This window comes from Pseudoalteromonas sp. NBT06-2 (assembly GCF_002276045.1).
Lineage (GTDB): Bacteria > Pseudomonadota > Gammaproteobacteria > Enterobacterales > Alteromonadaceae > Pseudoalteromonas.
Window position 1 is genome coordinate 1 of record NZ_NQMR01000139.1, and the last position, 20,750, is coordinate 20,750.

The 20,750-nt window shown below is 35.8% G+C and carries 17 protein-coding genes and 1 pseudogene; 12 read left to right on the forward strand and 6 right to left on the reverse strand.

Annotation, left to right across the window (positions count from 1 at the left end; translation table 11 throughout):
* Positions 1-106: 106 nt before the first annotated feature.
* The 3 genes and pseudogenes from msrA to CJF42_RS26890 form a co-directional block, all read right to left on the reverse strand.
* Positions 107-640, reverse strand: coding sequence for a peptide-methionine (S)-S-oxide reductase MsrA (gene msrA, locus CJF42_RS20675; RefSeq protein ID WP_095368489.1), 534 nt, complete (start codon positions 638-640; stop codon positions 107-109).
* 90 nt (positions 641-730) lie between these two features.
* Positions 731-1,659: pseudogene (locus CJF42_RS20680) on the reverse strand (efflux RND transporter permease subunit); the annotation flags it as partial.
* 277 nt (positions 1,660-1,936) lie between these two features.
* On the reverse strand, positions 1,937-2,086 hold the full coding sequence (locus CJF42_RS26890; RefSeq protein ID WP_141235609.1) for a biotin/lipoyl-binding protein: 150 nt from the start codon (positions 2,084-2,086) through the stop codon (positions 1,937-1,939).
* Between the two features lie 349 nt (positions 2,087-2,435).
* Between CJF42_RS26890 and CJF42_RS20685 the strand changes: the two genes are divergently transcribed.
* From CJF42_RS20685 to CJF42_RS20700, 4 genes are all read left to right on the forward strand, one after another.
* A complete protein-coding gene (locus CJF42_RS20685; RefSeq protein ID WP_095368490.1) occupies positions 2,436-2,771 on the forward strand; it encodes a hypothetical protein in 336 nt (111 codons plus the stop codon).
* An 81-nt stretch (positions 2,772-2,852) separates the two neighbouring features.
* Positions 2,853-4,514: an Lcl C-terminal domain-containing protein gene (locus CJF42_RS20690; protein ID WP_095368503.1), complete on the forward strand. Its 1,662-nt coding sequence runs from the start codon at positions 2,853-2,855 to the stop codon at positions 4,512-4,514.
* 33 nt (positions 4,515-4,547) lie between these two features.
* Positions 4,548-5,066, forward strand: a complete 519-nt coding sequence (locus CJF42_RS20695; RefSeq protein ID WP_095368491.1) for an Lcl C-terminal domain-containing protein — start codon at positions 4,548-4,550, stop codon at positions 5,064-5,066.
* A 119-nt stretch (positions 5,067-5,185) separates the two neighbouring features.
* Complete coding sequence (locus CJF42_RS20700) at positions 5,186-5,995, forward strand: DUF2884 family protein (RefSeq protein ID WP_095368492.1); 810 nt, start codon at positions 5,186-5,188, stop codon at positions 5,993-5,995.
* A 334-nt stretch (positions 5,996-6,329) separates the two neighbouring features.
* On the opposite strand, the gene CJF42_RS20705 is transcribed toward CJF42_RS20700, so the two are convergent.
* Both CJF42_RS20705 and rsuA read right to left on the reverse strand, forming a co-directional pair.
* Positions 6,330-7,949 (reverse strand): methyl-accepting chemotaxis protein, encoded by a 1,620-nt coding sequence (locus tag CJF42_RS20705; protein ID WP_095368493.1) that lies wholly within the window; start codon positions 7,947-7,949, stop codon positions 6,330-6,332.
* Positions 7,950-8,089: 140 nt separating this feature from the next.
* A complete protein-coding gene (gene rsuA, locus CJF42_RS20710; RefSeq protein ID WP_095368494.1) occupies positions 8,090-8,791 on the reverse strand; it encodes a 16S rRNA pseudouridine(516) synthase RsuA in 702 nt (233 codons plus the stop codon).
* 512 nt (positions 8,792-9,303) lie between these two features.
* On the opposite strand from rsuA, the gene CJF42_RS20715 reads away from it, so the two are divergent.
* A complete protein-coding gene (locus tag CJF42_RS20715; RefSeq protein WP_095368495.1) occupies positions 9,304-11,154 on the forward strand; it encodes a DUF885 domain-containing protein in 1,851 nt (616 codons plus the stop codon).
* A gap of 620 nt (positions 11,155-11,774) precedes the next feature.
* Here CJF42_RS20715 and CJF42_RS20720 read toward each other — a convergent pair.
* Positions 11,775-12,287 carry an IS30 family transposase gene (locus CJF42_RS20720; protein ID WP_170940691.1) on the reverse strand — a complete coding sequence of 171 codons (513 nt, stop codon included), beginning with the start codon at positions 12,285-12,287 and terminating at the stop codon, positions 11,775-11,777.
* A gap of 352 nt (positions 12,288-12,639) precedes the next feature.
* Between CJF42_RS20720 and CJF42_RS20725 the strand changes: the two genes are divergently transcribed.
* The 7 genes from CJF42_RS20725 to CJF42_RS20755 form a co-directional block, all read left to right on the forward strand.
* A complete protein-coding gene (locus CJF42_RS20725) occupies positions 12,640-12,963 on the forward strand; it encodes a hypothetical protein (RefSeq protein WP_095368497.1) in 324 nt (107 codons plus the stop codon).
* A complete protein-coding gene (locus CJF42_RS20730; RefSeq protein ID WP_095368498.1) occupies positions 12,963-13,646 on the forward strand; it encodes a hypothetical protein in 684 nt (227 codons plus the stop codon). Before CJF42_RS20725 ends, CJF42_RS20730 begins: the two co-directional genes overlap by 1 nt.
* Positions 13,647-13,696: 50 nt before the next feature.
* Positions 13,697-15,646: a hypothetical protein gene (locus CJF42_RS20735; RefSeq protein WP_141235610.1), complete on the forward strand. Its 1,950-nt coding sequence runs from the start codon at positions 13,697-13,699 to the stop codon at positions 15,644-15,646.
* Positions 15,647-15,648: 2 nt separating this feature from the next.
* On the forward strand, positions 15,649-18,108 hold the full coding sequence (locus tag CJF42_RS20740; protein WP_095368500.1) for an RHS repeat domain-containing protein: 2,460 nt from the start codon (positions 15,649-15,651) through the stop codon (positions 18,106-18,108).
* Position 18,109: 1 nt separating this feature from the next.
* Positions 18,110-18,457, forward strand: coding sequence for a hypothetical protein (locus tag CJF42_RS20745; protein WP_141235611.1), 348 nt, complete (start codon positions 18,110-18,112; stop codon positions 18,455-18,457).
* Positions 18,458-18,533: 76 nt separating this feature from the next.
* The gene (locus tag CJF42_RS20750) at positions 18,534-20,234 is read left to right on the forward strand and encodes an ATP-dependent nuclease (RefSeq protein WP_095368502.1); all 1,701 of its coding nucleotides are present in this window, start codon (positions 18,534-18,536) and stop codon (positions 20,232-20,234) included.
* A 1-nt stretch (position 20,235) separates the two neighbouring features.
* Positions 20,236-20,750, forward strand: a 515-nt coding sequence (locus tag CJF42_RS20755) for a UvrD-helicase domain-containing protein (RefSeq protein WP_170940692.1), incomplete at its 3' end; no start/stop codon positions are given.

Here is a 20,750-nt window from a genome sequence, read left to right on the forward strand (position 1 = left end):
ATCTTGAAGTGGCTTGGGTATACGAGGTCCGTACGTATGGTTCTGTGAGAGGCATGAGCCTCACTTTACTTGATATCACAAATTTCTACTGAGTGCTTATTCTTGCTTACTTCAAATATGCCGTAAACATACTTTTAAACTTAGCGATCTTTGGCCCGATTAGCATGCTGCAATAAGGCTGTTCTTGGTTCGCAGCGTAATAGTCTTGATGATAGGTTTCCGCTGAATAAAACGTCGGTGCAGGACTGAGTTCAGTGACTATCGCATCACTATGATTTTCTTGATACCTAACAATCGCTTGCTCTGTTAAGTATTTCTGTTCCATATCATGATAAAAAACCACACTGCGATATTGAGTGCCGGTGTCATTACCTTGGCGATTTAATTGGGTTGGGTCGTGTAAAGTAAATAACATATCTAATAAAGTATTAAATGAGACTTGGCGCTCATCAAATTTAATTTCAACGACTTCTGCATGACCTGTTAAACCCGTACATATTTGTTGATAGGTCGGATTATCAATTGTGCCGCCAGCATAACCAGAGCGCACAGACTCTACGCCAGCAACATTTCTAAAAGCGGTATCGATACACCAGAAGCAGCCGGCACCAAAAGTGGCTGTTTGTAGATTATTATCCATAAATTTAAGTTCACATTTTATATCTGTAACAGCAGTATAACTAAAAATAGGGCAGGATCTAGGTGCTAGATGAATGTCTAGAACCTAGATTTATTTTAGTTTAATTTTTTGTGAGAATTCCTGCTGCTGTTGTTTTAACTTATTTTGTAAAAATTCAGGTGATTGCGTGTTACGGGCAAGTGCATAATATGCACTTGGCACAATAAATAACGTTAACAGTGTTGCTACAATTACACCGTAAAAGATCACGATACCAATTACCATGCGGCTTTAAAAACCAGGACCTGAGGCCATAACAAGTGGTATTGAACTCATAACAGTTGTTAATGATGTCATTATGATAGGGCGTAACCTTTGTGTTGAGGCTTTAATAAGTGCAGCTTTAAACTCAATGCCTTTATCTCTTAATTGATTAGCAAATTCGACAATTAAAATACCATTTTTAGCACTTAAGCCTATCAGCATGATAATGCTTATTTGATTATAAATATTTAAGCTTGATGCGCTGAAATATAATCCAGCTAAAGCGTTAATTAAACCTAGCGGCACGGTAAGCATAATAATTAGCGGATGCACAAAGCTTTCAAATTGCGCCGCTAATACTAAAAAAGTAACGGCTAAAGCCAATACGAAAATATAAGTCATAGCGGATACACCTTCGTAAAACATTTGAGACTCACCTTTATAGTCGATAGCGCCACCTAAAGTATTTTCTTCCATAGCGACTTTATTTAAAAAGTCTAAAGTTGACTCTAACGCATAACCAGGCGCTAAATTAGCGGTTAAGGTAATTGCACGCATTCTGTTATAATGATTTAAGCGATCAGCTGTGGCTTGTTCTGATAATGTGATAACACTATCTAATGGCACTAACTCTCCCGATAAAGATTTTAAATAAATGTAGAAATGTTTTTAGGTTCAACAAAATATTTTTTAGTGCCTTTAATAATGACATCATATTCTTCGCCTCTATCAATAAAGGTCGTTACACGACGTTGACCTAGCATAGATTCTCTGGTGAATATTTTCAAGCATGACTATGGCGTCATCAACCACTAAACCTATGGCTAATACTAAAGCTAATAAGGTGGGTGGCTTTGATTAGTAAAACGAGCTGTAATTAATACATTTAGGGTTGTTGGATTGACACGAGAACCAATATGAGTGATTTCACCGTTAAAAAATTTATTGGGATAAGCAGGGCTTTTTGCTCTTCTAATAAGGACTTTGCTGTTGATTGTGTTTTAGCTAATCTGTCTAGTTGGCGTTTATCTTCTTTTTAATTAACGGTTAGCTCTAATACTTGCGCTTTTTTTGTGCATTATTTAGTTGTACTAAAAGCTGTCCAGCTTTGACAATATCACCATCATGAAAGTGAACCGATTTAATGTAATCTTTTTGAGCACTATTAATAAAAATAGCTTGATTAGCTTGTTTACGCAACATATTGATGATTCATTAATAAAATAACATTAACTATATTGTATAAAAAATTGACATTAATGCGTCTGTTAAGCATCTTATTATTTTGTTAATTAAACGAAAAATGTATAAGCTTTTAAATTTTAGATTTTTAAAGAGTGGAAATAATGGTTAAAAAATCAAGTTGTATGTACTGTAAAAGAGTACGCTATATGTTAATTTGGGCATGCTTAATGGCTGTATTATATTTTGGTTATTTTCAGTAACAGGCAGAAATTACTTTTTCATTTGATGAAGAATGACTTGCGTTGCTATAATAAAAATGAGCGCTGTAAAAGTAATAAGATAAATTTATATCGTAGGAATGAATAAAATGAGTGAAAGTGAAAGAGCCTATATAACAAGTGGGCGTAATACAATTATTCATAAAGAAAAAAAACTAGATTTGATTGTTGTTAACGGCGAAAACCACCCAAAAATTAAAGTAACTCAAAATGGTTTAGAACCTTTTAAAGAAAAACTACCTAAAAATAGAAGAGAAGCAAAAGAGCGCTATTTAGAAATTGTTTATGTTGCAACTCAGGATGTTTTTAGTGAAGTTAAGCAATTAATATTTATACAATCTCTCGATGGCAGAGAGTATAAAATTGATTACAGTAAAATAGGCACAAAGTTATTCGTTAGGATCCATCAAGAGAGCTATATGTAAAACCTGCATTCCAGTGTCAAAAATTTCTGGCGAATATCTTGCATGTTGAGTTTTAGAGATAATGACAAATTAGGGTTTGGCATGAAAAAAAAAGCTTTAATAGCTTTATTGGCTGTAAATATTACTGCATGTGGTGGTGGAAGTTCAAATTCAGAAACTAAAAAAGAAGTGCTTGCCAGTGTTAATGCAGGTTCAGATCAAATTGTAGATGAAAAAACAACAATAAGATTATCTGCGATAGCAGCACCAGCGGAAGGAGCTTTTTCTTGGACGCAAACAAGTGGTCCTATTCTAGCCGGCTTTCCTGCCGAGGGCGCAGAACAAAGCATTGCAGCACCTGAAGTAAAACAAAACACACAACTTGTTTTTCAAGTTAAGTACGCAGCACTTAATAATACATCAGCAACTGATGAGGTTGTTGTTATTGTCAGCTCTGTCAATCAATTACCAACAGTCTCAATCGAACAAACAGCACCAACGCAACTCCCCTCTAAATATGCAGATACTATCACTTTAAGTAGTGAAAAATCATTTGATCCTGACTCAAATGGTGCTTTAATGACTTATCAATGGCAGCAGACAAAGGGGGAACCAGTAAATTTAACAAGTGTAAATCAAGTGACTTTAAGCTTCTCTCACCCTTTATTAGATGTTGACAATGCAACGCAATTTAGCCTTACTATTACAGATGATGAAAATGGCAGTCAAACAAATTTTTTTGACCTATTACTGCATAAAACAGAGCAAGTAATTGATGTAGATACAGGTACTACACAATCGGTAAATGAGTTTGAAACAGTCTCTTTAGATGCCAGTAAAAGTAGCGCATTAACACCAAGCTTCAGCTGTTTATGGACTCAGGTATCTGGAACCAGCGTTAACTTGATTCAAGCGAATCAATGTATTAGTCACTTTTTAGTGCCTGATGTTGATGCCGCAGAACAGTTATTATTTGCTGTTACAGTGACGGATGAAAAAAATAGAATTGCGGTAGGAAATGCAAGAGTAAATGTTAAAACATTTGCTTTAGGTATAAGTAATGATTCAGGCATGACAGAGTGCTTTGATGAACTTCAAAAAATAGCGTGTAATAATACTGAATTTCCTGGGCAGGATGCTGATTTAGGTCGTGACTCTGTAGCGCAACATTTAGATAAAATAGGTATCGGCAACTCTGGTTTTGATTTTACTAAACTAAATGAATTTGCAGATGAATTACCAGATAACGCCACAGACTTTTCGTGTGTCAGAGATAATATCACTGGGCTGATTTGGGAAGTAAAACAACAAAATACTGGTACGATACCCAATACCGAACTACGTGAAGGGCAAAACCATTATACCTGGTTCTATTCTGGTGATGGTAATGGGGGGGTTGAAGGCATTAAAGGTGCAGCAAACTCTTCTTGCCCAAGTAATGTGGATTGTGGCTTAGAAACTTTTGTGAGCGAAGTTAATGCAACTAACTATTGTGGAGGCAATAACTGGAGAGTACCAAGTTATAATGAGTTAATGGGATTAATGGATTTAAGTCAACAAGGACAAACTCACTTACTCAACACTGAGATATTTCCAAATATTCCACAGCAATCGGCGCTCAACCACTTACGTTATTGGACCCTTGAAACAAGCGCTGATGGCCAAAGCTTAAGTTTTGCTTGGATTTTAGATATGCAAACAGGCAATGATTTAGCCTATCCAAAATCAAATACAGGTTATTTACGTTTAGTGAGAACACCATAGCTTTAATACATAGTTTATTGAGAGAGCACAAATATGACATTAATTAAATTATTGGGTGTTTTAAGCATTATATTCAGTCAAGTTAGCTTAGCGCAAACTTGTTATGATTCAGACTTAACAGCAACAACGCCAACAGATCGTTTTGTGCAAAATGATAACGGCACGGTAGAAGATAGTTTAACTGGATTGATGTGGATGCGCTGTAGTATAGGCCAAACATATAACAGTGAAACTACAAGTTGTGATAATGACGCAAAACAAATGACTTGGCAGCAAGCATTACAAACAGCTCAGTCAACTGATTTTGCAGAGTTTAGCGACTGGCATGTACCTGACTTTAAACAATTAGCGGGTATTGTTGAAAGGCAGTGTGTTGATCCGGCTGTGAATAAAGTGCTATTCCCAAATACATCACCTGAAAATTATTGGACTAATACCACAAGTATTAATGTGGGTGATCATGCCTGGGCCTATGCTTTTTATAGCGGTAAAAACAATCTAAAAAGCAAAAATGCAGATATTTATGTCAGATTAGTTCGATATGCTAAATAATTAAATATATAACAATTTATAATACGGAGTTTATGTCACATTTTTTATTTATCGAGTCATTGGGTATCGTTGACTTTTTTTGTTAAAGTACGTCCACTAGTATTTTTATGAGCAAAATAATGGTTAACAAGTTATGCATTGGCTTATTTATAGTTTTATTTGGCTTTTATTTCTTAAGCTTTAACGCAGTTGCTGACGAGGAATGTAATGTTGAATTAGAGCATGGTCTTATTATTACAGAAAAAGTGATTCGAATTGTTGATAAAACTCAAACAAGAGTACAAATAAATTTAGGTGAAAATCAGAAAGATACGCAAATATTTATTAAAGGCTTATTAATTGAATTAACTGAAGAAGAAACTTTAGTTTTAAATGAGTTTGAGCAAGGATTACGTAATACTGTACCTGAGCTAGTAAATTTAGCAACAGATGGGGTGAATTTAGGTTTATCAGCAATAGAGCAAGTGGTAAAAGGGTTTTCAGATAAAGAACCTCAAGTACTTAAAAATCAATTAGAGTACGTTGAAAAAACCCTAATGAGTAAATTTAAAAGGGGTGATGACTTTTACTACATTGCGCCGCAATCATTATCTCGCTTAGATGACTTTTTTAAAAATGAAATCAGTGAAAAAATTCATGCTGCTGTTCATGGTTCCTTAGGTGCCATATTAGTTGCTTTGGGTGATGCATTTGAATCAGATGAAGGTAACTTAGAAGAACGAATATCAGATATGGGTATGAGAATGGATATCATATCAAAAGAAATTGATAAATCATTACATAAAAAAGCAGTAATACTAGAGGCTAAAGCTGCTGAATATTGTAGTTGCTTACAAAAGCTTGATGAAACAGAAACTCACTTACAAAAAATAATACCATCTTTACTGCAATTCGATTTAGTAAAAATAAAACCTAAATATGAACTTTAATCATGCTATTTAACTGAGTAAATAAAATCAGAACTAAAGTGATAATGTTCTTTAGTTCTGATAAATACCTAAGATATCTCAAAATACACGATTTCAGCGAGAATTAAGCAGGGTTTAGGGAAGGTATTAATTGAAGATAATGGTGTTCTCTTATCAAAATTAATAACGCCACATAAGCTCTGTTTAAACTCGCCGAGACGGCGCTTCAGAGCATATCCACTTATCTACTTCATCGTTACCTTGGTTCCAATGTCTACCATCAACACGCCTTGAATAGGACTCGCTCAGATAGCTCTGAAACATGTATTTTTAAGTAACATGGGTATAAAACCTCCTATAACTCAAATTTAGTCACTTCTTTTTCTAAACTAGTCGTCAATAATTTAATCTCATCGGTTGATGTATGTGCCTGATTAGAAACTTCAGCCGTATTATTGGCCGTATCGGAAATATTCACAATTCGCTTAGCTGTATCTTCACCTGCCTCAAATTGCTCTTTAGCAGCAATAGAAATTTGATGGCTCATTTGAGATATTTCAGATAATGAATTGGCAATTTTTTGTAACTCTTGAGATATTTTTTGAGATTTTTCAACCGTTTCTTCACTTGTAGATATACTCTGTATTACCGATGATTTTGCATCTTTAGTTGCACTTTGTAGACGCGAAATCATGGTGTGAATCTCTTCAGTACTACTTTGTGTTCTTTGTGCTAATTGTCTGACTTCATCGGCTACAACAGCGAAACCGCGACCTTGATTTCCGGCTCTGGCTGCTTCAATTGCAGCATTCAATGCTAGTAAGTTAGTTTGTTCAGCAATGCCTTGAATAACAGTTAAGACATTCGCAATGTTATTAACTTCCTCATCTAGTATTTGGATATTAGCACCGGCACTTTCAATTTGAGCCTCAAGTAAAGTAATCGTTTTTGAAGCTTCTTTAGTGAGAATATGCGCATTTTGGCCCTGTATCTCTGCTGCTTTTACAGATTCAGCTGTTTGTTTAGCATGGCTTGATACCGCTTCAGCAGATGCAGTTAATTCAGTTATTGCAGATGCCACCATTTGTGTTTCATTACTGAGTGTTTCAGTTAGATTATCAAGTTCAACAGATCGTTTTTCAGAATCAAGCGTTTGTACTTTTAATGTATCTGACACATTTTTAATGCCTTGAATAACTTCTTTTAATCCGATTTGCATATAGGTTATCGCTCCGACAACGCTGTCATTTTTAGCGTTATCGAAAGTATTATTTTGCTGTAAATTACCTTTAGATACTTTGCGGACTATCCTTAAAACTTGGTTGATTTCAGCACCGAGTGCGCTATTTAGTTTTAAACCAAAATGACCTAAAGCAAAAGCAAAAGCAATGGCAATGATAATAGACAAACTTAATAGCCACTTTGCAGTTGACCAATATCTTTCATCTACTTCTTTATAGCTTATGCCTGTTCCAATATACCAGCCCCAATCATCTGTTTTTTGTACCACAGAGGTGACATCTACAACTTCTTCTTTATCATTTTTAGTCCAGTGATAAGTAATAATATCATTGGTTTTATTACCGACTAAACGTTCAACTAGTTGACCTACACTACCTCCATCTGAATCTTTAAATTCATTAAAGCTGGTACCGTGAAATTGAGGGTCGTGAGGAGCCGCAATAAAATTAAGTTTATCATCTACCACATAGACATATTCGGAGTCATGATATTTATTCTCTCTAAGGATCTGACTAGCGTATTGCTTTGCTTGTTGCTCGGTAAGCTGGCCTGAAGTGGAGAGTTGTTCAAATTGTTGTATTATATTCGTTGTACTTTTCATTAACTGGTTTATTCGTGCAATGTTGTCACTTTCGCTGGTGTGACGTAATACTTGTAAACCTAAAACTGCAATGCTTATAAGGGCAATAAACAATACCCCTACAAAAGCAATAATTTTCGAACGTAAACTCATAGAGCTATTACCTCTGATTTATTATTATTTCTACATGATAATAGCGTTTTTAAAATTAAGTGCTAGAGGAAGATATTAATAAAAATCATGAATGTCATGATTTTTATTAATGTTTTATTGGCTGAGATGTGTGAGCTTGATTAAATACAGTTTATTTCATCTTCAGTTAATGGGCGATATTCACCTGCTGCTAAGTTTTCATCTAGGAAAATATCAGAGATTTGTTCTCTATGTAATGCGGCAACACTATTACCAACAGCTGCTAGCATTCTTTTTACCTGATGATATTTACCTTCTTGAATCGAAAGTTTTAAGCTAAAACCCGCTATTTTTTCAACTTTTGCAGGTAATGTCAGTGCTTTTTCACCATGTAGCATTACACCTTCTTCAAGCTGAGTAATTTCTTGAACAGTAATTTCAGTTTCAGTTTCAACTAAGTAGGTTTTGAATTTTTGATGTCTAGGGGAGGTTGCACGGTGTGACCAATCACCATCATTAGTGATTAATACTAAACCTGTTGTATCTATATCAAGTCTACCTGCAATATGTAATTCCCCCAGTTTAGGCTCATTTAAAAGCTCAAAAACAGTCGTATGAATTTCATCGCTGTTAGCACATATGTAATCTTCAGGTTTATTTAGCATGTAATAACGTTTACCTAAATCAATTAGTTGTTCGTCTTTAAACATGACTATATCATCAGGTTTTACTTGATAATCAAAGCTGCGGATCACTTCACCATTTACGGTAACAAACTTCCTTTTTATTGCTGCTTTGGCTTTTGTTCTGGGAGTTTCAGCCAAGTGGCTAATAAATTTATCTAAACGACAAGGAAATTTCATTAAAGGTTTTCACATAGGAGTATACAATGTCGAGATTATAACGGATATGAATTGATAGATATATGTAAGCATAAAAAAGTCAGTGATTAAGCAGGCTTTGAAGGGCAATCAATATCTTGCCTAAAGCGTTTCTTATTCCAACTGAATTCTGAATCTTGATGTGGTTTGAGTATACTACCTTTTTTAGGGAATTATAATGAAAGAAATTATCTGTATCATAGCAATACTGCATTAAGTGCATGTAATAAAAAATAAAAAACGATAATATGGCTTGTATTAAATCCAATCATTTTAACTGTTTTTGGATTTCATTTGAGGCCAAGTATAATAAATAATTACAAATTATTGTTAGAAGTGAAATTGCTTATACTGTAAGATTTAAAAAATATTTTAGTGATAGGTTCATCAAAACATTATAAGCACTCAGCTAATACCCATAAGTATTCGAATTTAGCTTTAGAATAAAAATTTAAATAACGAGTTTATGATTTAAATAAAAATAAGGAATTGTAATGATTAGGAAAATACTTAAATGGTTTGGATTGATAATCCTATTACTTATTATTGGTGGAGCGTCGTTTATAGGGCATGAATGGTATGCCGATAAGCCAATTCGTTTTAAATCGTATGTAGATCGTACTATGGTGAAAATGGCTTTCGATAGTCCTGAAACACTCACCTCTCTTGGCTTTTTAGAAGGTATCGGTATTAAAGGACATAATGCTGATTTAGATGATGCCAGCATAGAAAAAGCAAATGAACTTTTTGATATGATCCCTACTATTCGTCAAGGCGTTGCACAATATGCTGATGATGAACTAGAACAGTCAGATCGTACATCAAAAGAGATAGCATTATATCTACTGGATTTTGCCAATGAAGCTAAGCAATTTCGCTATCATAACTACCCTGTAAATCAATTGTTTGGCATTCAAAATGGTTTTCCTAGCTTTATGGATGCTCAACATCAAGTGAATACCATTGAAGATGTAGATAATTATATTAGTCGTTTATCACAAGTTAACCGTAAATTCACTCAAAGCCTTGAGAGCCTGAAGCTAATAGAAAATAAAGGAATAATTCCACCAAGGTTTGTTATCGACAGAGTACTTGATGAAATGCAAGATTTTATTGCTAAGCCTGTGAAAGAAAACATTCTTTATGTCTCTTTAAAAGATAAAATGGATAAAGTCCAAGAAGCCGCAACAGTTGATAATGAATCAGTATTTAGTAAAGAGGAACAAACTCGTATTTTAGCTGATGTTGAAGAAATAATGCATTCTTCAGTGCATCCTGCGTATCAATTATTTATTAATTACTTTAAAAAACTAAGAGAAAAATCAAATACAGATGACGGCTTTTGGAAGCATCCTGATGGTGATAAAGCGTATGCTAGTTCGTTAAAGTTTTTTACTACCACTGATTACAGTGCTGATTTTATTCACGATACAGGATTAAGTGAAGTAACTCGTCTTCAAAGTGAGATACTAAGCATTTTAGCAAAAGAAAGTTTTGATATTAGTGGTGGTTTTACTCCGGCTATTGAAATATTAAAAAACCAAGAAAAATTCTATTATCCAGATACAGATGACGGGCGTCAGAAAATTCTTGCTGATTATCAGGTTATTCTAGATGAAATTAGTTCAGGCCTTGACGATGCATTTAATATTCGCCCTAAAGCTGGAATGAAGGTCCGCCGTATTCCTGAGTTTAAAGAGAAAACTGCACCGGGTGCATACTATCAACAACCCGCGATTGACGGCTCTCGGCCAGGTATGTTCTTTGCTAACCTATACGATATAAAAAGCACACCTAAATATGCAATGCGCACTTTAGCATATCATGAAGGTATTCCTGGTCATCACTTTCAAATAGCTATTGCTATGGAAGCAGAAGGTTTACCATTGTTTAGAAAAATGTCCCCTTTTACGGCTTACACTGAAGGGTGGGCTCTTTATGCCGAGCAGGTTGCTTGGGAGCTAGGTTTTCAAAATGATCCATTTGATAATATTGGTAGATTACAAGCGGAGCTTTTTCGTGCCGTTAGGTTAGTAGTAGATACAGGTATTCATCATAAACGCTGGACTAGAGAAGAAAGTATTGATTATATGTTGAAGAATACAGGAATGGCAAAAAGCGATGTTGTTTCTGAAATTGAACGATATATTGTTATGCCCGGTCAAGCGACTTCTTACAAAGTTGGTATGATGAAAATTCTTGAGATTAGAGAAGATGCGAAGCGACGCTTAGGTGATAAGTTCAACTTACCAGAATTTCATGATGTTGTCTTACAAAATGGCGCTGTGCCTTTGGATATTTTAGCTAAGATTGTAGATAACTACGTGAATGAAAAGTTAAAGTAAACGGTTGGAATAAGTTATTATACCCATGATCATTCAAGAGAGTATTTTTCTAAACGTTCTTGAATGATCGTCTTGCCCTAAGATCTTATAAATTATTCCCTTACTCGTCTAATATGGTTACTTACAACCACAATCTCTAGCTATTGCACAATCAAGGGCTTTCTCATTGAAATATACTCGTTATAATTTAAAGTGCAGGGTTTCTGCGAGAATTAAAAGGTTTGGAGGCAAGGTATTAACAAGTGTCTAGGCATCTTTGTATTAATGGTTGCTCCCTTAAAATAAGATGGACTGGCAATATGCTCCTGCATTGCTCTAGTACCTACATCCATGCAGGCAACAACGACATGATTTGCTCAGAAGTCCCCGCAGGGTTGGTTTAGAAGCGCTTTAAGCTGTGTTATTGATCTTGAAAAGGGAATAACCATTCAAGATCAATGTCTTGCCTAAAGTGTTTCTAATTCCAACTGAATCCTGCATCTTGAAGTGGTTTGGGTATATAACTAAAGTAAGCTACTGAATTATTGTATTTATGTAAGCCAACATTTAATTTTGGATTTAAATACATTGGAATTTAGAATAAACAAAACATTTCTATTTTATGTAATTTCAGCTTTACCTCACCTTAACAAAACGCAAAAATATACTGAATTATAAGTAATCCAAATTCTATTGTTGGTCTGTCTAATTTGGATAATTGGTTTATAGCTCCCATAACGCTTCCTATAGCGTTTACTAGCACGAGGCAAGCATTTATAAAGTACACCTCCATCTGCTTTATCACGATATATGAGTCGGTAAATAGTTTCATGATGAAGTGATATATTTTTCTCCATCGCCAAACGACCTGCAATCTGCTCTGGTGTAAAATCACGTTGTAACAGCTCAATAATCCAACTCGTAACAAGTGGCGTTATTTTACGGTATTTGTAAGCTTTTTTAGCACGTACCTTAGAGAATTCATGGGCTTGTTTTGACCTATAGCCTTTAAGGCCTTTATTACGTTTAACCTCTCTAGATATTGTAGATGCACAGCGGTTAATCAATGTAGCGATCTTTTTTTGAGTCAGCCCTGCTTTCATTAATGCGTAAATCTGATATCGTTCTTCACTGGTCAGTTGTTTATAATTCATTAGCAATTTCCTTTGGTGAGAAAATGGCGAATTATAGCAACTGGCCATCTAATCTTGGAAATTGCACTTATTATGCGAATCTAGGACACTATAATAAGGCTTAATATAAATAAATGAAGTGGCATTTATACACCTTACTTTAATAGCTTTTTTGTTTTGTTCTAGGAAGCAAGCTTCAAACCTAATCGATTATTTAACTCAACACCTGCTCACTCTCCTTGTCTTAAAAAAATCTCTTTTTGTCTATTTTTTAACGCTTTGCCCTGTTTTTTGTTTCTCTTTGTCTATAGCTTGAGGTTACTCAATAAATTATCAGTTATTATTATGCCGCTAATTTATAAGGAGATTTGCAGTGAACAAAAAAATAAAAATAGCACTTTTAATTGGATTTATAGCCCCATCTCTCAGTTCCATGGCTGGAAACATAGAGCCTGAAAGCCCTAGGGTTAAATCTATTAAGCAAAAAAATGAACATTTTAAAGTCAAATGTAAAAGCAAGATGTCGGGGGTTGTCTCATTTGAAGAAACCAATATCTGCGCAATTTCAAAAAAATCTAGAAAAAATAAATGTGATGATGAGTTTAACTGGACGATTCAAGATGCCGCTGAATTCATTTGTGATGGAAAAATTAAAAAGAAAGCTCCGCTAGACAATGACATGGTGGAAGGCAGCTAATGAAAAAAACCATTTTACTCACAAGTTTATTAGCTACTCTGTTTAGCTCTTCTACTCTATCGAGCACTACTCCAAAGCACTTTGAATATAGCTGGGAAGGCTTTTCACAGCCAGCATCAGCATACACTGAAGCTTGGTATAGAAGGCAGTATTACACGCCTTCTGGAAATACAGGCCCCAGCGGAGGTGCAGAGGGTTCACAATGGTTCGTATTTTTTGAAACCTCATCAGGTGCAGCATATTACGCTGGAGATAGTGCTTACCTCCAGTCTGCAACGACCACAGCAATTGAAGTGTCATTTTACTATCACATGTTCGGTGCTGATATAGGGACGTTAGCGCTTGAGATTGATGCCGGCAATGGCTGGGAAAGAGTTTGGGAAAAATCAGGTCAGCAACACACTTCTAATGGAGCTGCTTGGACCCAAGCTTCTGTCAATATTTCTCAGTATCCATCATCTAAAAAAGTGAGGTTTGTAGCCGTTGCTGCTGGAGGAAATAGAGGAGATATTGCTATCGATCAGATTCGGTTTGAACTTAAAGACAATACCAGCCTTATTTACACCTATGATGCATTAGGTCGTTTAGTTTGTATTAAAGACAAGCTAAACGGGAACCGCAATTATGAGCACGATGATGCGGGTAATAGAGCAACCGTGGCATTAAACAATTGCGCTAATTAATCCAAGGAAAGATTATGAAAAATAATAAATTAGCTTATTTTCTGGCTACATTGTTTCTTACGCCAAACGTATCTGCTGAAACAGTTCATAAAGAACCAGAAATAGGCCAACCAATATATCAAGTCACTGATAATAATAATATAAACAACGTATCTGGAACGCTTTATTACCAACTTACAGACGTTTCAATAGGTACCGGCGCACTTGCTCTTTCTCACAGTATTTCAGTTAACTCTAATGATTTAGCAAACCTAGATTCATACATCAGTGGATACAAGGAGAAATATAGAGGAGGGATAAGACGAATTGTTCATACAAATGAACTTTCTTCGACAGGCAAGCATTTTGAGAGCATACATGTATCAGACCATGAACAAAGTGCAGATTTTACTGTTACCTCTGATGGCAAATTTGAATCAATGGGGGATAAACGTCTTCAGTTGATTAGGGAAGATGCAAATCATTTTGCATTCATTAAGCCTAGCGGTGTAAAAGTCCTTTTTTACTCTCAACAGTCAATTCCTAAAACATTTTCTCAGAACTTTTCGCCTTATGCTTCTATGGTTCGAATTGAGCACCCAAATGGTTTTGCAATAGATATCCATAAAAGTAGTAGCAGCATTGGAGCTAAAATTACAAGCGTAACCTCCAATAATGGTTTGCAGTTAAAATATATTTATGATGTCCATTCACGCCCTCTGGAATCTAGCAAACAATCCGCAACAAACAACCCCTCAGTTCTAGCAGATTCTTTGAACTGGTCTAACGAATTTCCGAGTAAAATCATTGCGCTAAACAATGCAATTGAAACTTGTCCTATCACAGGAAACACCTGTTCAACCTCCCATCAATGGCCACAAGTTGAATATGTATGGCCTGATGGTATGCCAAGAGCTCTTTATGTAGGTCAAAGTACTGTTACCGTTAAAGATGCGTTTGGTACGATAACTGAATTTCACCACTATGCTCATGATGACCAAGAAGGGGCTCAATTTCCTGATTATGGTAAGTATTTTTATCCTCGTATTGAACGAGTTACCAATAATAAAGGTCTCGATATTTCATATGAATATGAAAATGTATGGAATCCAGCATACCAATTGCCTCACCTTTGGTTTACGGCGGGTGCAAAAGGAATATTAACCAAGGCCGTAAATAACGGTGTGACTACTACCTATAATTTTAGAAATGGTGGAATGGCTGCTGATAATAATTGGGGCTCTCGAGTATGGACGAGCGGAGGGTATAAAAATGTACAATCTGTGACAAGACCTGCAAACGTCTTTGAATATTCACAAGCACGTGTCTCTTCACCATATGAAATCGAAACATGGGATAAATCTATTCAGCTAGAGGCTACTTTTGCTAACAACGTAACACAAGTTGAAAGCAAGCTTGATGGTGTGGTTATTGATTATAGATACGATGTGTATGACAGATTAATTGAGAAGGAATCTGACGGATTAATGTCCACTGTCGGCTATCCATATTCTTATACTGGCTTTTGTGATAACTATTCTTTCTGTCACAAGCCTGCATCAGTCTCTAAATGGTATAGAAGTGGTGGCTCCATAAACACTATAAATTACCAATATCATCCTCAATCTGGAAATATAAAGTCCATTACTTACCCTGGAAATAATCAAGGCATTCAACGAAAAGTAATTTATGAATATAAAGAATATTATGCCCGTTATAAAAACCAAAGTGGCACGTTGACAACCTCTTCAGAGCCAATCTGGCTACTCGATTATGAATATGAGTGCAAAGGCTCAGCAATGAGCGGCGTGAACTGCTCAGGAAACGACAAAGTTACTACAACGTACAACTATGGCTCTGGAAGTGCAGCGAATAACTTATTCTTGATTGGCACCACAATCTCCACGCAAGGGGAAACTGATACAAGAACTACCTGCTTTACCTACGACTCTCAAGGTCGAGAAATAGGTGTTAGTTCACCAAGAGCACAATTGGACTGCAATGCGATAAGGGAGTACTAGACATGAGCATATTTAAAAATTTTGTATTTTGGTGCTGCATATTAAATGGAGTTGTGTTGAGTAATATCGCATCGGCTGCTCAAACCGAGCAAGCATACACAACTGTGAAGCGTTATAACTCATATGGTCAACTGACTGGGACTATATCTCCTGACCCCGATGGCGCTGGCAGTTTAGGTCATCCGGCACAAAGGCAATCATACAATGGTAATAACCAATTAGTATTAGTTGAAACAGGTTATTTATCTGCTTGGCAATCTAATACAGTTAGCCCAAGTAACTGGTCAGGCTTTCAGGTTAACAAATCTGTCTCATTTACATATACAGCTGACGGTTTAGTCTCAAGTAAAACATTAAAAGGCTCAGACGGAAAAGCGTATCGCTTTACACAAACTAATTACGATAAGTATCAAAGAGTCAATTGTGAAGCTGTTCGATTAAATACAAACGCTTTTAATTTAAGCACTGATGCTTGCACGCCAACCTACAGCTCTCAATATGGTTATGACAGAGTAACGAAATATACATATGACAACATCGGACAGGTTTTACTGACATACAAAGCTTATGGAACATCTCTACAGCAAGTATATTCGAGCCGAAGTTATGACCCAGTAAAGATAGGTTTGTTAAGCAGTATTACAGACGCAAATAATAATATCACCTCATACACGTACGATTATTTTGGACGTATTGAGTACGTTTATTATCCTAGTGGCGGTGGCTTTGAGCATTTTGTCTATGATGACAATGGAAATCTTACACAGGAAACCAAGCGAAATGGTGCTCAATTTACATATGGCTACGATAAGAATGATTTAAAAGTCTCTAAGGTAGTCGTTGGTGATTATGCTAAGAACGTCACTTACACCTACGATAGCAGAGGGCTGATGCTCACCGCTAAGTTCAGTTTATCAGGGCAAGGACATACAAATACCTATGATGGTGTGGGTAATCAGCTAACTCATACAATTGTAATGGGCAGTGGCAGTAACGCTAGAACTCGGACTATTAAATACGAATACGATTTAAACAATAATAGAGATAAACTGACGCACAGTGACAATAGATACTTTACTTATGATTATGACGAACTGGATAGATTAACAACGATAAAGGATCAATCGGCGATAACGTTAAACACTATCTATTACAACAATTTGAGCTTGCGCCAATCAATAGTTAAAAGCAATAGCACATCAACATCTTATCAATATGACAATGTTTCTCGCCTCTCTGGGTTAAGTCATAACTTGTCAGGAAAGACCAATGACGTCTATTACAGTTACCTCTATAATCCTGCAAATCAAATAACGTTTGAAGATACGTCTAATACTAATTACCGCTATAGCGGAAATATTAACAAATTAGGAACGTACGTTGTTAATGACCTTAATCAATACACAAGTGTTGCTGGCGCTAAATTAAGCTATGACGGTAATGGAAACCTGACTAGTGATGGTGTGCTTTATGCAAACTATACGTATGACAATGAAAACCGCCTCGTTACATCATCAGGCTACAATCGAAATGCAGCCATCGTTTATGATCCTTTTGGTCGCCTGTATGAGACCACGCTCAATGGTGTTAAGACCGAATATCTATGGGATGGTGATAGCTTAATTGCTGAATACAACTCTTCTGGCGGTATGACTCAACGGTATGTTCATACTGACAATATTGATGAACCTCTAATATCGTTTGATGGAGCAAATTATTTAAAAAGTAGTGCGAACCATCTATACGCAAACCATCAAGGAAGTATTGTAGCTGTAGCCAATGCTTCAGGGGGGTTAACTCAAACGTTAACATATGATGGCTATGGAATAGCAGGAAGTACCAACAAGCATCGATTTGGCTATACAGGGCAGCTGTACTTTGAAAAATTAAATTTGAATTACTACAAAGCACGGATTTATCATCCAAAGCTAGGACGCTTCTTGCAAACTGACCCTGTGGGTTATGAAGATCAGATGAACCTTTATGCTTATGTGGGGAATGATCCGGTTAACTACAATGATCCGACTGGTGAAACAAGAAGAGCGAATACAAAGAAAGGGCTTGCAGCAGCTAATTTAGTCGCCCGTGGAATTGCTGCTATCACAGAAGAAGGGAGTCCAATCAATAATTATGCAGACACTATTGTTGAGTCGACTCAAGCTGGTCTTACAGGAAAAACAAAGGTAAAAAGCCTGAAAAGCACTACCAAGGTAGGTGATAAGGTAAAAACTCCAGATAATTCAAAAAAGGACTTTGTTAAGTTAAAAGGAGATCAAGGATATAAAGAAAAGAAAACAGGTACACTGATGCAGAAAAGTACTACTGATCATACAAATAAAAGAGAAAATGGCGGGGAGTGGAAAGCTGGCAATAAACCGGGACAAACCCCAACCACAACAAATAAAACTACGATAACTGGTGGTGAAAATGGTGGATGCGTATTAAAAAGGGATGGTTGTTAAAATGACATTTACTAAAAAAGAGTTATTTGAAAAAACTCGATTATTATGGCCTGATTCTGTAGACCTTAACGGGCAATATTTTGGTGAGATTTTTATAACAGGTGGAGAGGTTTTAAACGAAATATACCAAAAAATAGAATCATCACTTGATAAAAATGATCACTGGATGCAGATATCATGCTGGTCTTTTCATCAAGCTATTGAGAAACCCGTGGGTGACTCAGCGCTAATAAGTATTCTTAATGATGTGTCATATGAAGTATATGAAAAAATGATGCTTGAAAACTTAAACGGAGATGAATGTTGGCAGGCAGAATTGAAAATATATGGATCACTGGAGAGTGATTAATTTAGAGTCCAAAGCCTCGCTAGTCGGGGCTTTTTAATAATATCATCTTGTTAATGTAGCCAAGGAAGTCGCGGTAATGATAATAAACAAAGTAAAAATTGAAGGTTTTAGGAACTTTGAACGTTCTGAAATTAACTTTAATGATAAAACACTAATTATTGGCTCCAATGATGTAGGTAAAACAAATCTAATTTATGCACTGCGATTGCTCTTGGATAAGTCATTATCTGAAAGAGATATTGAGCCAGAACTGACAGATTTTCATATTGCAGAAAATGGAGAGCAGTCAGAGAGTTTTTCCATCGAAGTTTACTTCTCCGATATAACTGAAGATGCCGTATTAGCAACTTTAAAGGGAAATGTAAGTGATGATGGCGAATCACTCTTTAAGCTTAAAGCAGACAAAAATACCTTAGAATATGAGTTATTGATTGGTTCTTGCCCTGAAGAGTTGGAAGTTGTTCCTTCTCGGTATTACTTAAAGTATGTAAACCTTCGATATGTTCGCTCTAGACGAGATTTAAAAAACTTTATTAATTCCGAAAAGAAGCATTTGCTAAAGTTATCTCAAACTAACTTGGCAGAAGAACAAATTTCGGAAGATCATAACGAAATGGCAAAAATTTCTCGTGGTCTTGAGGTTATCAATAAGCGAGTAGCACGCTTAAACTATGTTAAAGACTCAACTTCTGTCGTTAACCAAGAGTTAAAAAAACTTGCCTATTCGAATGATGATTATTCAATCCAATTAGATTCTGGTGCTATCAAAGTTAATCAATTTATAGAAAACTTAGAACTGGGCGCATCTTCTTCAGGTTCTAAAATTACACTTGGTGGTGATGGGAGAAATAATCAAATACTTTTAGCATTATGGAAAGCCAAGAGTCAGCGTGAATTTGACCCCGATTATGAAGTTACATTTTATTGTGTAGAAGAGCCTGAAGCTCACCTCCATCCACATCAACAAAGAAAGTTAGCAGATTATTTAATAAGTGAGTTAGCTGGACAAACAATTATTACTAGTCATTCTCCACAAATTACTGAGCGATATTCCCCTGATTCCATCATAAATTTAATAAATAGAAATGGTTCTAGTAAAGCAGCTAGCAGTGGCTGCTCAAATTGTATTTCTGAAGCTTGGGATAATTTAGGTTATCGAATGAGTATATTACCCGCTGAAGCATTTTTTGCCAGTTGTGTAATATTAGTTGAAGGCCCATCGGAAAAGCTTTTTTATCATGAAATGGCTACTGCTATAGGTATAGATTTAGATTTCTACAACATTTCCATTCTGAGTGTCGATGGAGTTCAGTTTGAAGTCTATATCAATATCCTTGATTCATTAGAGATACCTTGGGTAATGAGAACAGATAATGATGTATCGAAAGTACCTCGTAAACCAGAAAAAAGATTAGCTGGTGTCAATAGGTGTCAAAACTTGGCTAAGCTTCCTGAGTTACCGAATGTTGCTGAGACTACTTTTGCGCAAGACATAGTAGCAAATGGAACATGGCAAACTGTTTCATCAACTATTAACCCGCTCGGCATTTTTCTCGCAAAGATTGATTTAGAAAATGATTTAGCTTTAGAAATGGAAAATGAGCTAAAACAATATTCAGGTAAAGATGATATCCATGAAGCAATCAAGTTTATCCAGTTGAGAAAAGCCATCAGAATGAGAGAGTTTTTATCTGCATTCAAAGACCAACTTCCAAATATTGCACATGGAGAAATAGCGAAACCTTTGATGTTCGCGATTGCTGAGGTATCAAAATAATATGTCAGTATTTTCATTTACGCAGGAGCAACAAGCCGCGATTAACTCTCATTCCAGTATGGTTATTACTGCATGTCCGGGAAGCGGAAAAACCACTGTAGTAGTTGAAAAAATTAGGAATGAAGTTGCAAACCTTGCTAGTTTCCAAGGAGTGATAGCTATAACCTTTACGGTTAAAGCCAGTAAAGAATTGAAGCAACGCTGTAAGAGAGATGCTTATGATACTAAAAGTAGCTTTTTTGGAACGATAGACCATTTTTGTTTGGGTGAAATCATCTTTCCATTTATCTCAAGATTTTATGGTGCCCTAGGCAAGACTTTAGAATGTAAATCTTTATTAGATCTAGAAGTAGATGTTTTGAACAAAATTCCAAACATACACGCTATACAAGGCCCTATTACTACGAATATCTACGCAAATATTGAAGATGAACTTAAGTTTTTATATCGAAATGGAATCGTATTGTTAGAGAAAACAACTATAGACACCCACAAAATTTGGCCATCTAAACGTTA

What these genes read in the sequence shown, in the direction of transcription:
- CJF42_RS20740 (WP_095368500.1), top strand. Translation starts at nt 15,649, where the DNA reads ATGAGCATATTTAAAAATTTTGTATTTTGGTGCTGCATATTAAATGGA.
- CJF42_RS20700 (WP_095368492.1), top strand. Translation starts at nt 5,186, where the DNA reads ATGGTTAACAAGTTATGCATTGGCTTATTTATAGTTTTATTTGGCTTT.
- CJF42_RS20750 (WP_095368502.1), top strand. Translation starts at nt 18,534, where the DNA reads ATGATAATAAACAAAGTAAAAATTGAAGGTTTTAGGAACTTTGAACGT.
- CJF42_RS26890 (WP_141235609.1), bottom strand. Translation starts at nt 2,086, where the DNA reads ATGTTGCGTAAACAAGCTAATCAAGCTATTTTTATTAATAGTGCTCAA.
- CJF42_RS20720 (WP_170940691.1), bottom strand. Translation starts at nt 12,287, where the DNA reads ATGAATTATAAACAACTGACCAGTGAAGAACGATATCAGATTTACGCA.
- CJF42_RS20685 (WP_095368490.1), top strand. Translation starts at nt 2,436, where the DNA reads ATGAGTGAAAGTGAAAGAGCCTATATAACAAGTGGGCGTAATACAATT.
- rsuA (WP_095368494.1), bottom strand. Translation starts at nt 8,791, where the DNA reads ATGAAATTTCCTTGTCGTTTAGATAAATTTATTAGCCACTTGGCTGAA.
- CJF42_RS20695 (WP_095368491.1), top strand. Translation starts at nt 4,548, where the DNA reads ATGACATTAATTAAATTATTGGGTGTTTTAAGCATTATATTCAGTCAA.
- CJF42_RS20690 (WP_095368503.1), top strand. Translation starts at nt 2,853, where the DNA reads ATGAAAAAAAAAGCTTTAATAGCTTTATTGGCTGTAAATATTACTGCA.
- msrA (WP_095368489.1), bottom strand. Translation starts at nt 640, where the DNA reads ATGGATAATAATCTACAAACAGCCACTTTTGGTGCCGGCTGCTTCTGG.
- CJF42_RS20730 (WP_095368498.1), top strand. Translation starts at nt 12,963, where the DNA reads ATGAAAAAAACCATTTTACTCACAAGTTTATTAGCTACTCTGTTTAGC.
- CJF42_RS20705 (WP_095368493.1), bottom strand. Translation starts at nt 7,949, where the DNA reads ATGAGTTTACGTTCGAAAATTATTGCTTTTGTAGGGGTATTGTTTATT.
- CJF42_RS20715 (WP_095368495.1), top strand. Translation starts at nt 9,304, where the DNA reads ATGATTAGGAAAATACTTAAATGGTTTGGATTGATAATCCTATTACTT.
- CJF42_RS20745 (WP_141235611.1), top strand. Translation starts at nt 18,110, where the DNA reads ATGACATTTACTAAAAAAGAGTTATTTGAAAAAACTCGATTATTATGG.